The sequence below is a fragment of the Paraburkholderia sp. ZP32-5 genome (assembly GCF_021390495.1).
Lineage (GTDB): Bacteria > Pseudomonadota > Gammaproteobacteria > Burkholderiales > Burkholderiaceae > Paraburkholderia.
This window is the reverse complement of sequence record NZ_JAJEJP010000002.1, coordinates 713581-726625: the sequence shown is the minus strand read 5'-3', so window position 1 is coordinate 726625 and position 13045 is coordinate 713581. Positions and strand designations below refer to the sequence as shown.

Below are 13045 nucleotides of genomic sequence, written 5' to 3'. Positions count from 1 at the left end.
GACGCGCCGGGTCGTCAGCGCGCAACCCGTGCTCCGCCGCCCTCCGCCGCCCTCCCCGGCTCCATCCGTGCGTCGCCCGCCACGCTTGCCGCGAACTGCGCCGCTACGCGCGTTCCAGCACCGCCATCTCGCGCACGACCACCAGCAGCACCGATAGACTCGCGCCGCCCGTCGCACGCAGATCGGTCAGCAGCCGCGTATAACGCTCGAGTTGCGCGGCGCGCTTTTCACGCCACGCCTGCACGAGCGTCTCGGGCGTCGATGCGTCGTCCGCGTCCGCCAGCGCGCTCGTGGTCAGCGCGCGTTTGAGCCGCGCGAGTTCAGCCAGCGCGGATGCGCGCGCAAGCATGTCCCAATGCGTCGGCGCCGGCAACGACGCCGCGCGTTCGCTGATCCAGCTGTAGTTCAGCAGCGTGCCGAGTTCGAAGTACACGCCGGCCACCTGTTCGAGATTGCGCCCGCACGTCGATGCTACTTCGGCGATATCGAGCAGCGCCGCCGAAATCTCGCCGCTCGCGATGCGCACCGCCAGATCGCTGTCGACACCGGCGTCGACGAATACGCGCTGACGCTCGGACAACGCTTCCAGATCCGCGGCCGGCAACAGTTGCGGCCATTGCGGTGCGAGCCGCTGCGCGGCGTCGCGGCAGCGCGCGAGCAGACCGGTCACGTCGTCACCGGCCGCGCCCGATTGCAGATGCCGCAGGAACCATAGCGCCGAGCGTTCGACGAGCCGCGCGACTTCGGCGAACATGCGCGCCTGGATGTCGTCGGCGACGCGGTTATCGAGCGCATCGATGTTGCGCCAGATCTCGTCGAGGTCGAACACGTCGCGCGCCATGATGCACGCGCGCACGATATCGCCGGGCTTCGCGTCGGTCTCCTCCATCAGCCGATGCACGAACTCGCAGCCGACGCGGTTCACGAGCGCATTGGTCAGATGCGTCGCGAGGATTTCGCGGCGCAGCGGATGGCGCTGCATCGGTTCGCGGAAACGCTGCCGCAACGGCTTCGGGAAGTACTCGATCAACATGTCGCTGACGAGCGGATCTTCCGGCATCGACGATTCGAGCAGCGCGTCGTACAGCCACATCTTGCTGTATGCGAGCAGCACCGCGCGCTCGGGTGTCGTGAGCCCCTGCTTCGCCGCCGCGCGCTCGGCGATTTCCTCGTCGGTCGGCAGAAACTCGATCACGCGATTGAGCCGCCCCGCGCGTTCCAGATAGCGCATCAGGCGCGCCTCCGCATCGAGCAGTTCGACACCGTAGCGTCCGGCAATCGACAATGCCTGGGTCTGGTAGTAGTTGTCCGTCAGCACCAGCAAGCCGACTTCATCGGTCATTTCCGCGAGCAACGCGTTGCGCTGTTTCTCGGTCATCTCGCCATCGGCGACGACGAGGCCCAGCAGAATCTTGATGTTGACTTCATGGTCAGAACAATCGACACCGGCCGAATTGTCGATCGCATCGGTATTGATACGGCCGCCGCGCTGCGCGAATTCGATGCGGCCGAGTTGCGTCAGACCGAGATTGCCGCCCTCGGCCACGACCTTGCAGCGCAGCTCCGAGCCGCTCACGCGAATCGCGTCGTTGGCGCGATCGCCGACCTGCAGATGCGTTTCGCGGCTCGCCTTCACATAGGTGCCGATGCCGCCGTTGTACAGCAGATCGACCGGTGCCTGCAGGATCGCGCGCATCAATTCGGCCGGCGACAACGCCGCCGCGTTGATGCCGAGCGCCGTTTGCACTGCCGTCGACAGCGGAATCGTCTTCGCGCTGCGCGCGAACACTCCGCCGCCCGCCGAGATCAGCGACGGGTCGTAGTCGGCCCAGCTCGAACGGTCGAGCATGAAAAGCCGGGCGCGCTCCGCCATACTCGCGGCCGGATCGGGACTCGGATCGAGGAAGATATGACGATGGTCGAACGCGGCGAGCAGCTTGATATGCGGCGACAGCAGCATGCCGTTGCCGAACACGTCGCCCGACATATCGCCGACGCCGACCACCGTGAAGTCCATGCTCTGCGTGTCGACGCCCATTTCGCGGAAGTGCCGTTTGACCGACTCCCACGCGCCGCGCGCGGTGATGCCCATCTTCTTGTGGTCGTAGCCGACCGAGCCGCCCGACGCGAACGCGTCGTCGAGCCAGAAGCCGTATTCCTGCGAGATCGCGTTCGCGTAGTCGGAGAACGTCGCGGTGCCCTTGTCGGCGGCGACCACCAGATACGGATCGTCGGGATCGTGACGCACCACGTCGGGCGGCGGCACGATGTCGGTGCCGGCCAGATTGTCGGTCACATCGAGCAGCCCGCGCAGGAACGTCTGATAACACGCGACGCCTTCACGCAACCACGCATCGCGCTCGCTCTGCGGCGGCGGATTCTTGACGACGAAGCCGCCCTTCGAGCCGACCGGCACGATCACGACGTTCTTCACCATCTGCGCTTTCATCAGTCCCAGCACTTCAGTGCGGAAATCCTCGCGCCGGTCCGACCAGCGCAAACCGCCACGCGCGACGCGGCCGCCGCGCAGATGCACGCCTTCCACACGCGGCGAATACACCCAGATTTCGAACATCGGCTTCGGCTCGGGCAGACCGGGCACTTGCGCGGGATCGAACTTGAACGACAGATACGGCTTCGGCGTGCCGTCGGTGGCGAAGCGATAATAGTTGGTGCGCTTCGTCGCCTTGATGACGCCGAGAAACTGTCGCAGGATGCGGTCCTCGTCGAGATTCGGCACCTGGTCGAGCGCGCTGTCGATCGCCTTCAGACAACTGTCGACGCGCGCGTCGCGCACGCTGCCGAGCGCCGGATCGAAGCGCGCGATAAACAGTTCGACAAGCATGCGCGCGATCGCCGGATTGCCGGTCACCGCGCGCTCGATATACGCGTCGCTGAACGTCGAGCCCACCTGGCGCAGATACTTCGCGTACGCGCGCAGAATCGTCACCTCGCGCGCATTCAGTTGCGCGCGCAACACGAGACGATTGAAGTCGTCGCTTTCGATCGTGCCGGTCCACACCTGCTCGAATGCCTGCTCGAACAGATCCTTCACGCGTTCGATATCGAACTCGGCATCGTCAGCGAGTTCGAGGCCGAAGTCGTGAATCCACGCAGGCGTGGCGCCGGGTGCTTCGATCAGATAAGGCCGCTCTTCGTCGACGCGCACACCCAGGTGTTCGAGCATCGGCAAGCTGCGCGACAACGCGATCGGCTGACCCGCGCGATAGACCTTGAAGCGGAACGCGCGCGGTCCCGATTCGATCGGCCGGTACAGGTTCATCGCGAGACGCTCGGAGCCCTGCACGCGTTCGATCAGTTCGATATCGCGCACCGCCGTGCGTGCCGGATAGTCGTCGCGATAGCCGGCCGGAAACGATGCGCCATAGTGCTGCAGCAGCCGGTTGCCGTGTTCTTCGCCGTACGCGTCGAGCAACGCATCGGCGAGGTCGTCCTGCCAGCGGCGCGACACGTGCACGAGCCGCGCTTCCAGTTCGCGCGTATCGACGTCGGGCATGCCGCCCGGCTTCGCATGCACGACGAAATGAATCCGCGCGAGCGTCGACTCCGATAGCAGCGGCGTGAATTCGACGTTCTCGCCATTGAATGCATCGGCCAGCAGATTCGCGATACGCTGCCGCAGATCGGTGTTGTATTTATCGCGCGACACGAATACGAGGCACGACACGAAACGGTCGAAGCGATCGCGCCGCACGAACAGACGCGTGCGCTGATGCTCCTGCAAACGCAGCACGCCGAGCGCGGTGTCGTAGAGCTGATCTTCGTCGGCCTGGAACAGTTCGTCGCGTGGATAGGTTTCGAGCACCGTCACCAGCGATTTCGCCAGATGCCCTTTCGCCAGGAACCCGGCGCGCCGCACGATATTCGCGCATTTGCGCCGCACGATCGGAATTTCCGCGGCCGACACGAAATACGCAGTGGACGTATACAGCCCGATGAAGCGCCGCTCGCCGCTCACCTTGCCGTCCGCGCCGGTCAGCTTGATGCCGACATAGTCGAGGTAGCCGGGCCGATGCACGGTCGCGCGCGAATTGGCCTTGGTCAGAAAGATCGGCGACGAACCGGTGATGATCCCGGCCGCGGCCGGCGGCAGCGTCGTGACCTCGGCGGCGCCGGCGGGCCGCAGCGCATCGCGCAGAATGCCGAGCCCGGAGCCGGGCACCGCGCGCAGACCGTAGCCGTTGTCCTGCTGCACGAGTTCATAGTCGCGCTGGCCGAGGAACGTGAAGTGATCGGCGACCATCCATTCGACGAACGCGCGCGCTTCGACGCCTTCGGCGCCGGTCTCGCGCGCCTTCATGTCCTGGATCGTTTCCTTCGCGCGCTCGATCAGCTTCGGCCAGTCCTCCACCGCCGCGCGCACGTCGCCGAGCACGTGGGCGATGTCGTCGCGCAAGGCGTCGAGTTTGGCGGCATCGCCGCAACGGTCGACTTCGAAGTGAATGCACGAGGTCAAATGCGAGCGCGTGTCGCCGGCTTCCTCGGCCCCTTGGCTCACGCGCGCGATGCTGCCGTCCGGCGCGCGCCAGATGCGAAACACCGGATGCACGACCGAGTGCAACGCGAGGCCCTGACGGTTGACCGCCATCGATACAGAATCGACGAGGAACGGCATATCGTCGTTGACGATCTCGACCACCGTGTGATCGGAATGCCAACCGTGCTGTTCGAGGATCGGGTTATAGACGCGCAGTCTTTGCTGGCCCGGCACGAAGCGTTGCGCGGTTTGCCAGTGCGCGAGCGCGGCGCCGTACAGATCGGCGATCGAGCGGCTTTGCAGATCGCCGGCATCGACGAAATCGTAGTAATGCCGCAGGAAGGGTTCGACGATATTGAAGGTGGGTTCGGGCAATCGCCCCCGTGCAAATTCGACGACATCGTTCAGCAGATGCGTGACGGCTTCTTCGTTCTTTGCTTGCATGATCGACTCCCCTGGCTGGCGGCAATGGTGAGTATCGCGTGATTCGCAGGCAACATCTGAACGGGAATTATGCGCCTGCCGCCGCCGCTACGACCGGTCCGCGCAGTCAGGTAATACCCGCTAAAGATTCTTGACGACCTCGTGACCGGCTCGTGACGCACTCGTGGCACATGCGCTGTTTCTCGTTGTTTCGCTGCGGCGCGGCAACCCGCGCGAGCATTCAGTGCGCGGGTTTCGCCGCGACGGGCCGGCGCGGCGCCACGGCCTTGGCCTGTTCTTCCCGCTGCCGCTCGAGCCATACACGCACCTGCGCGGCAGTCCACGCCGGATCGTCGTGCGGCAGATCGTGGCCGGCCCACGGATGCCTGCGATGCTCGGCGCCCCACTCGGCCGCCAGCCTCTCAGAACAGACCGGATTGACGAGCCCATCGGCCCGCGACGACAGGATCAACAGCGGGCATGACGGCGCGGCGTGCGCGGCGGTAAAGCGCGCGGCGGCCCACAGTTGCCGCAGCGCGTTCGCTCGGCTCACCGGCGCGTTGTGGCGAATCGCGGTCCACCTGTCAATATCGGCGGCTAATGTTTCGACGTTATTGCAAGTGAGCCGATGGATGCCGCTCTCGGCATCGGCCGCGTCGCTCCAGTGCGCGGCGACGCCGAGCAGCCCCGGCCACGCCGATGGCCGCAGCCGCTCGTGCAGCCGGCTGAACGGCCGCATGCTGGTATTGATCAGCACGAGCCGCCTGATTTCGTCCGGATAGCGCTGGGCCCACGCGGTCGCGACCATCCCGCCGAGCGACATCGCCAGCACGCTGTAGGGGCCGGGCACGCCCGTTTGCGACGCCGCGTGGCGCACGAACTCGACCATCCGCGCGACATCGGCCGGCGCGCGCAGCCGCGCGAATTCGCCGTTGCCGGGCAGATCGATCAGCAGCACATGGACGCCCGTCGGGCTGCTTGCTGCTGCATCGCGCAAACGCTCGCACGAGATGCCAGTGAACGTGTCGCGCAGCAGGTCCGGCAGACAGCCCCAATGCCGCGTCTCGCGCGTGAGCCCGCGCAGCAGGATCCAGGTGCTCATGCGCGCTCCGGCCGGTACCAGTGATCGAGCGCGCTTTGCAGCAACAGCTCGCGACCGTTGCCGCGCGGCAGCCAGCGCGACGACGAAAACGCCGCGTGCGCGAGAAAGTCGAGCAGATTCGCGTGCCGGCGCAGCACGCGCGCGGTGCGATGCGCCTTGACCGGATTGAACATGCCCTGGCGCGAAAACAGTTGACGCGGATTCTTCTTGATCCACAGCCACGAGCCGAGTTCGAGGGTCATCGGCAGAAAGACGTTCGGCGACGGTGTGTGGTCGTACGCGTAGTCCCACAGATCGCCGTGCAACAGATACTGGTGGCTTTGCGGCTCGAACGTATAGCCGTGATGCGGATGCGCGTGTTCGAACATGTTTTTGAGCGCGTACATCTCGGGCAGATGAGGCATCTGCTTGCGGGTTCGTGCATACGGAAACCAGATGCTGTCGCTCCAGCCGTAGCCCGAATGGCAATCGAGCGCGAAGCTGAGCGGCCGCGCGGCCAGTTGCGTTTCGACCACCCGCAGCAACGCGGCGGCCTCGGGCTCCATCGGCTCGCCCGCGCGCCCGCGATACCACGGCAGCCATGCGCCGACGCGCTGGCCGCCCGCGAGCAGCGGCACGCGGGCGTCGGCATTCTGTGGCGCGTTGCGCATCAGATCGACGCCACGCGGATTCGCCCGCGTGGCCGCCCACATGCCGCCCGGATTGACGATCGGGCAGCAATAAATCCTAACGGAATCAAGAAGTTGAATCAGAAGATCGTCCCACGCGAGGCGGGAGATCAGCGAGCGCATGTATTCGAGCACGAGCCGCGAGCCGATTCGCTCCAGCCCGTGGATGCCGCCGAAGAAGGCCACCGCCGGCGCGCGCGGATCAGTCGAGCCGACCGACGCCATATAGATGTCGAACTTGCGTCCGCGCACCTCGACACTCGCGAGGCTGCGCGTGTCGAACCAGCGCGCGCCCTCGTCGAGCAACGCCCGCAGATCCTCGTATTCCTCAAAGCTGTCGGGCAGAAAGCTCAGAGCCTGCATGGGGCGTCGATCGGTCGATGGAAAGGCCGCGTTCGGGAAACGGCGGGCTGCGCTGCCCGCCAATATAGCCGCTTCCCGTGACGGCTGCGAATTCGGAGTGTTGGGCGCTGCACGGAACCAGGCAGCTTTTGAGGATTGCCGCGCGCTCCGCTGTTAGTGCTTTCGGGTTTCTCCCTGCGTTGATTGCGCAAGCATCGGTCAATCGCGGTATTCGTCGATCTCGATGGTCCCGCCAAGGGCTTCCATCATCACGCGGATATCCTCCGGAATATCCGGCACACGGTCTCCGGACTCGTTGACCCAGTAGCAGAAAAACCGCATCGTGGCACCCACGCTTTCGACGCATTGCTTTAAATCCGGCCGGGGCAACGCCAATTGCTGGATCAGGTAGCGCAGATGCGGCTCCAGGCGCTCGCTGCGTATCATTTTTTCGCTACGAAGCCCCCACACACCCGTTCGTCGCACCAGCTTACGGCCCTGTCCGGTGTGATCACGAAGCGGCTCTCCCTTGGTTACTGCTATATCCGGCGTCACGCCGAAATACCGTGTCCACCATTCTGGCAAGACGTGATCACCCGATATCGTGAGACTCGCCGATGCAACACGTACGTATGTCATTTACACTCCTTAATCGCCGTAGTCATGAAAATTGTCAAGGTAGATTCCACGGAAATACACGTCTCCATTTTTCTCAAACTCAAGATTATCGGCCGCTCCGATCCTATGTTCCTCTTTGAATCTGTGGATCATTTCACTGAAAGTGGGGCGGTCGTAGCCAAACATTTTCCGGGCGTATTTCTCATTGGTCGTTCCGGCTAGCTCGTCCGCCTCTCCAACATACGGCGGACCGTCCCCGCCGTATTTAAACGCCTGTACGTTGCCGCCGGACAGCAAGCTTGCCATGCCGTCGTCCGCTCGTTGCGCGCGGTCGCCGCAGTTGCAAGCCCATGCGTAACCTAGGGCGTCGGCCATCTCGTAACCAGTTGAATACGACCGAAGCCTGTCCAGCGGAAAGAACTCACCCGTTTCGACGTTCATCGTCAGCGCGGACGGCATTACCGGGAAAGCGGAAAATATTGAATAGGTCACACGGCAAAGCAGACATTCCTGTTCGCCCGACATAACCGCTGCGGTGTTTGCGTGTTCCTGTTGTTTCACCCGACCTCTTCTGATTTCAGAAAACGTCGGGCAAATTAACCATCCAAACGAATCGTGGTCAACGGCTTTAATTTGAGATAACCGGCTTTAAGAGCGATTGACGATGGAGTGCAACGGCGGTGAACAGTTGATGGCGAGTGAGATTAAACGCGCTGACAGCCCCGTCGATCGAAATCAGGATGTCCGGCAGATCCCACGGGGAGTTTCAGCCGTTAAAGACGAGGGCAAACTCCATCGGCTAGCGTGCAACGGAAGCACGATTGCGCCGCGCAAAACGCAAGCGACCAGGTTCCATCTTTTCACGTGGCGATTGCCGCCTCAGAAACGTGTCAAACAGTTGCGAATCTGCCTTTGCGGCCCCGCGCAAACCCGTTCGCTTACTCACGGAGTGCGGGACCGGTTCTCTTCGTCTGTCAGACTTCGGCGGCCACCGCCGCCGAAGAACTTAACCCGCGGCCCGACACATCGAACCGCTGTCCCAGGTCCTCACCCAGCGACAGACTGAGCTCTGCCGCGACGCGTCGAATTGACTGCCGCCACCCCGCGCTCCCCAAACGTCGACTCGCGCAACTCGTCGAGCACAGCACGCGCCAGTTCCAGACGGCTGACCAATGCTTTCGACGCAGGCGCGATCGGCATGCGTGTTTCGGCCGACAAGCCGCCGTCGAGCGCCATCATCGCCTTGATCGCGCTGGGGTTCGGCGCCGCGAACAGGATGCGCAATACCGGCGTGAGCCGCTCGAACAGTTCGCTCGCGGCGACATCCTGGCCCGTGCTCATCAGCGTTTGCACCTCGGCCAGCAAGTCGGCGCATACGTGCGCGCTCGCAAGAATGCCGCCAGTCCCGCCCGCGCGCAGACAGTCGAGAAACGCGTCGTCGTTGCCGCACAGCAGCGCGATCGGCAGCGCGGCGAATGCTTCGAAGCGCTCGCGCGCGCAGGCCTTGATCGCCTTGATATTGGCGATTTGCGCGAGTGTGCCGACGCTCGCTTCCGTCAGCGCGACGCCGGTACGATGCGGCACGTCATAGAGCACGATCGCCCGCCCGGTCGCCTGCGCGACCTGCTCGAAATGCCAGATCACGCCGGTCTGATCCGGGCACAGATAAGCCGGCGCGGAAACCAGATAGCCGTCCAGATTCCACGCATCGAGTCGATGGATCTCGTCGACGAACGCGCGAGTATCGACCCCGCCGACGCCCGCAATCACCGGCACGCGTCCCGCGACGGTCTCGGTGATCGTGCGCAGCACTCGCGAGCGCTCGCGGCCATCGAGCAGCGCGGCCTCGGCGGTCGTCCCCAATGCAACGAGTCCGTTGATTCCGCTATTCACGTAGTGCTCGGTCAACGCCCGCAAAGCGATGGTATCGACCACGCCCGAGCGCAACGGCGTAACGAGAGGAAGCCAGATTCCTTCGAACATATCAATCCCCCTCTCTATCCGCGTGCGGACGCAACGCCCGGACCGTCGCTTCGGGTACCAGCGCGAACAGCGTATCCAGCATGAAGCCGAAATCGTCCGGCGCCATGTCGAGATGAACGACGGCTGAGTTGCCGCTTTCGTACGTACGCGTCACGCACACGCCGAGCGGAGAATGGATCAGCCTTGCAAGATGAGCGCGCGTATCGTCCGCTGTTCTGCCACCCACGACGACCTCGAGCGCGACGCTCGATGAACGGAACGGCGGGACCGTTTCCGATGGAGGAAGGCCGCTGGCGAGAGGGCCATTTGCGGCGAAGGAATAGACGTAAGCCATGCAGTCGGGCACGTGTTTCGTGCGTTGTGTTGGTGCTGGCTAGCGTAGCGCGGTGCGCGTAAATCTACCGTAAAAAATGCAACGGCTTCCGGACATGAACACAGTACGAACGTCTCGTTCCGTTCGGCATATACACGTTGTTTACCGCCTCGCTCGCAAATCCTTCATGTCGTTTACCCGCGAATCGATAGCATTTTCCCGTTCGGATCAATGCCAATTTTGCGGGGGATTCATGTCAGTCATTTCCGTGCGACGTCCTTGCGATTCGCCCATTGCGTACGCAAGCGCGGCACGCGAGGTCGGTGCACGCGAGGCCGCCTTCGATCGCAGGCGCACGGTACATCGGCGCCTCGACATCGTCGCGCTGGCAGGCTCCGCTGCCGCGATCGCAGCGATTGCGCTCGGCGCGCCGATAGCGGGCCTCGCGATCTGGGTCGCGGCGCTAGTGCCGCTGATCGTCGAGGCCTGATCATGCTCAAACTGCTGATCCCGATCCTCGACCATCACCGCGCGACCGAAGCGGCCCGTCATAGTGCTTTCCTGTTTGCCGAGCGCTGCGTATCGATGGTCGAAGTCGCCGAGGTGTTGAAAGTCCAGCACGAAAACGCCGTCGCCGCACACACACGCCGTGGCTGGCCGAAGACACGCAAAAACTGGACCCCGTCCGCGTTGCAGCAGGTGTGCGCAATCCTCGACGACGCCGGCGTGCCTTATACATGCCGAAGTGTCGCCGGAGCGCCGGCTCGCGTGATCGCGGCGTGCGTCGTAGCGGGCGACGCGGATATCGTCCTCGTGGATACCAATGGGCTCGGATTCCTACGCAAATGGCGGCTGCTCGCGCGTCTCAAACAGCTGTGCCCCGTGCCGGTCACGCTGCTGGAGTAACGGCATCTTCGAACACGTCATACGCACGTCATATTTCGTTCAGTCCGCTGACCTGAAAACGACTTCAGAACGACTTTGATCCGCCATCCTGACGACATATAGCGCCACTTATAGATGTAGTCGTCTAGACGTTGCGACGCCTTCACTTAACCGTCACAGACGCTTCCTAGAATGCCCCACACATGCCGGTAGTGGCCGGGGCATCGAAGGAAATCTGATGGAAGCGATCCGTGAAGCTATTCGCATCGAACGCCTAAGCAAGACCTTCGGCAATGGCCGCAAGGCGCTCGACGAAATCGATCTGCGCATCGCGCCTGGTGAAATGGTCGCGCTGATCGGTGCGTCGGGCTCGGGAAAATCGACGCTGCTGCGTCATATCGCCGGCTTTACAGCGTCGGACGCGCAGCCTTCGCAGATCGAGATTCTCGGCCGGCCAATCCAGCAGAACGGCCGCATCGTCAGGGAAGTGCGCCGCATTCGTCGCGATATCGGCTTCGTATTCCAGCAATTCAATCTGGTAAACCGGCTTTCCGTCGAAACCAACGTGCTGATCGGCGCGCTGTCGCGCCTGCCGTGGTGGCGGCGTCTGACCGGCTGCTTTTCGCGCGCGGAGCGTGCGCTGTCGCTCGCCGCGCTCGATGAAGTGGGCATCGGCGAACATGCGCGCGAGCGCGCGGCGAATCTGTCGGGCGGCCAGCAGCAACGCGCGGCCCTCGCGCGGGCGCTGGTGCAACGCGCGCGCATCGTGCTCGCCGACGAGCCGATCGCGTCGCTCGATCCCGAATCGTCGCGCCGCGTGATGGATATGCTGCGCGCGCTGAATCTCGAACATCGGATCACGGTGCTCGTGTCGCTGCATCAGGTCGACATTGCAATGAAGTACTGCGCGCGCACGATCGCGCTGCGCCGCGGCAAGGTGGTCTACGACGGCCCCTCCGGCGCGCTCACGCCGGTTCTGTTGAAGCAACTCTACGGCGACGACGCGCGCGAACTGCTCGACGCCGGCAATACCGCGCAAGCGCCGCACCACACGCACGATACGCACGAAACTGTCACGATCCCCGCGCGAGACGCGGCCGGCGCCAGCGCCGCGCACTATCCGTTCGCGCTCAAGCCCGCGCACTCGAACTGAGCCAGGCAGCGCTGTTCGACTTATTTCACCCACCCCGTCCACCCAACCGGACTCCACAACCGATGAAATTCCTGCGCTCACTGATCACGCTCGCCGCCGGCGCGGCCGCCTTCGCCTGCGTCACCGTGGCTCATGCCGAGGACCTCAACCTCGGCATCATCTCGACCGATTCGTCGGCGGTGCTGAAACAACGTTGGGAACCGTTGATCGACGACATGAAGAAGCAGACCGGCCTGAACGTGAAGGCGTTTTTCGCCACCGACTACGCCGGCATCATCGAAGGCATGCGCTTCAACAAGGTACAGGTCGGCTATTTCGGCAATGCGTCGGCGATCGAGGCGGTCGACCGCGCGAATGGCGAAGTGTTCGCGAAGGCGCAGCACGCGAACGGCGACAGCGGCTACTACTCTCTGCTGATCACCAATGTGAACAGCCGCTTCAAGACGCTCGACGATGTATTCAAAGATACCAAGGACGTAACGCTCGGCTTCGGCGATCCGAACTCGACGTCGGGCACACTGGTGCCGGGCTACTACCTGTTCGCAAAGCACAACACGCCGGTCAATACATCGTTCAAGAGCGTGCTGCCGTCGAGCCACGAGGCGAATCTGCTTGCGGTCGTCAACAACAAGATCGACATCGCGACCAACAACAGCATGGAGATGGCAAACCTGAAGCGCGAGCATCCGGACAAGTTCGCGCAGGTGCGCGTGCTGTGGACCTCGCCGCTAATTCCGTCGGACCCGCTCGTGTGGCGCAAGGATCTGCCGCAAGCGACCAAGGACAAGATCAGCAAGTTCTTCCTGAACTACGCGAAGACCGATCCGCACGAAAAAGCGGTGATGGCCGGCATCACCGAATACAGCGGCTTCGAGGCGTCGTCGGATAAGCAGTTGCAGCCGATTCGCGAGATCGTGCTGTTTCAGCAGAAGCAGAAGATCGAGAGTGACACGCATCTGTCCGACAGCGAGCGTAAAACCCAGCTCGCCGCGCTCGACGCGAAGCTGAGCGCACTCAACAGCGAGCAGTCGAAGCAATGAACACGGCCGATTCGATCGCG

11 protein-coding genes are annotated in these 13045 nt (G+C 63.5%); 4 read left to right on the top strand and 7 right to left on the bottom strand.

All coding sequences use genetic code 11. From position 1 onward, the window contains the following. Nucleotides 1-103: 103 nt before the first annotated feature. The 7 genes from L0U82_RS22100 to L0U82_RS22070 all read right to left on the bottom strand — a co-directional run bounded on the left by L0U82_RS22100 (nucleotide 104) and on the right by L0U82_RS22070 (nucleotide 9860). Entirely contained in the window at nucleotides 104-4942 is a 4839-nt protein-coding gene (locus tag L0U82_RS22100; protein ID WP_233834486.1) for an NAD-glutamate dehydrogenase, read from the bottom strand. Between the two features lie 220 nt (nucleotides 4943-5162). Continuing rightward, nucleotides 5163-6023, bottom strand: coding sequence for an alpha/beta fold hydrolase (locus tag L0U82_RS22095; RefSeq protein ID WP_233834484.1), 861 nt, complete (start codon nucleotides 6021-6023; stop codon nucleotides 5163-5165). After that, a complete protein-coding gene (locus tag L0U82_RS22090; RefSeq protein ID WP_233834483.1) occupies nucleotides 6020-7054 on the bottom strand; it encodes a M14 family zinc carboxypeptidase in 1035 nt (344 codons plus the stop codon). The genes L0U82_RS22095 and L0U82_RS22090 overlap by 4 nt, the downstream gene beginning before the upstream one ends. A gap of 198 nt (nucleotides 7055-7252) precedes the next feature. Continuing rightward, on the bottom strand, nucleotides 7253-7672 hold the full coding sequence (locus L0U82_RS22085) for a DUF4279 domain-containing protein (RefSeq protein WP_233834481.1): 420 nt from the start codon (nucleotides 7670-7672) through the stop codon (nucleotides 7253-7255). 9 nt (nucleotides 7673-7681) lie between these two features. Beyond that, the gene (locus tag L0U82_RS22080) at nucleotides 7682-8212 is read right to left on the bottom strand and encodes a hypothetical protein (protein WP_233834480.1); all 531 of its coding nucleotides are present in this window, start codon (nucleotides 8210-8212) and stop codon (nucleotides 7682-7684) included. A 486-nt stretch (nucleotides 8213-8698) separates the two neighbouring features. Further along, nucleotides 8699-9634 (bottom strand): dihydrodipicolinate synthase family protein, encoded by a 936-nt coding sequence (locus L0U82_RS22075; protein WP_233834478.1) that lies wholly within the window; start codon nucleotides 9632-9634, stop codon nucleotides 8699-8701. Between the two features lies 1 nt (nucleotide 9635). Further along, nucleotides 9636-9860 (bottom strand): hypothetical protein, encoded by a 225-nt coding sequence (locus tag L0U82_RS22070; RefSeq protein WP_233834477.1) that lies wholly within the window; start codon nucleotides 9858-9860, stop codon nucleotides 9636-9638. A 340-nt stretch (nucleotides 9861-10200) separates the two neighbouring features. Here L0U82_RS22070 and L0U82_RS22065 point away from each other — a divergent pair, with 340 nt between their 5' ends. From L0U82_RS22065 to phnD, 4 genes are all read left to right on the top strand, one after another. After that, complete coding sequence (locus L0U82_RS22065) at nucleotides 10201-10437, top strand: hypothetical protein (RefSeq protein ID WP_233834475.1); 237 nt, start codon at nucleotides 10201-10203, stop codon at nucleotides 10435-10437. 2 nt (nucleotides 10438-10439) lie between these two features. Then, complete coding sequence (locus L0U82_RS22060) at nucleotides 10440-10853, top strand: universal stress protein (RefSeq protein ID WP_233834473.1); 414 nt, start codon at nucleotides 10440-10442, stop codon at nucleotides 10851-10853. Between the two features lie 217 nt (nucleotides 10854-11070). Next, nucleotides 11071-11985, top strand: coding sequence for a phosphonate ABC transporter ATP-binding protein (gene phnC, locus L0U82_RS22055; RefSeq protein WP_233834471.1), 915 nt, complete (start codon nucleotides 11071-11073; stop codon nucleotides 11983-11985). Between the two features lie 62 nt (nucleotides 11986-12047). Next, nucleotides 12048-13025 carry a phosphonate ABC transporter substrate-binding protein gene (gene phnD, locus L0U82_RS22050; protein WP_233834469.1) on the top strand — a complete coding sequence of 326 codons (978 nt, stop codon included), beginning with the start codon at nucleotides 12048-12050 and terminating at the stop codon, nucleotides 13023-13025. Nucleotides 13026-13045 lie beyond the last annotated feature (20 nt).

What these genes read in the sequence shown, in the direction of transcription:
- L0U82_RS22100 (WP_233834486.1), bottom strand. Translation starts at nt 4,942, where the DNA reads ATGCAAGCAAAGAACGAAGAAGCCGTCACGCATCTGCTGAACGATGTC.
- L0U82_RS22095 (WP_233834484.1), bottom strand. Translation starts at nt 6,023, where the DNA reads ATGAGCACCTGGATCCTGCTGCGCGGGCTCACGCGCGAGACGCGGCAT.
- L0U82_RS22090 (WP_233834483.1), bottom strand. Translation starts at nt 7,054, where the DNA reads ATGCAGGCTCTGAGCTTTCTGCCCGACAGCTTTGAGGAATACGAGGAT.
- L0U82_RS22085 (WP_233834481.1), bottom strand. Translation starts at nt 7,672, where the DNA reads ATGACATACGTACGTGTTGCATCGGCGAGTCTCACGATATCGGGTGAT.
- L0U82_RS22075 (WP_233834478.1), bottom strand. Translation starts at nt 9,634, where the DNA reads ATGTTCGAAGGAATCTGGCTTCCTCTCGTTACGCCGTTGCGCTCGGGC.
- L0U82_RS22065 (WP_233834475.1), top strand. Translation starts at nt 10,201, where the DNA reads ATGTCAGTCATTTCCGTGCGACGTCCTTGCGATTCGCCCATTGCGTAC.
- L0U82_RS22060 (WP_233834473.1), top strand. Translation starts at nt 10,440, where the DNA reads ATGCTCAAACTGCTGATCCCGATCCTCGACCATCACCGCGCGACCGAA.
- phnC (WP_233834471.1), top strand. Translation starts at nt 11,071, where the DNA reads ATGGAAGCGATCCGTGAAGCTATTCGCATCGAACGCCTAAGCAAGACC.
- phnD (WP_233834469.1), top strand. Translation starts at nt 12,048, where the DNA reads ATGAAATTCCTGCGCTCACTGATCACGCTCGCCGCCGGCGCGGCCGCC.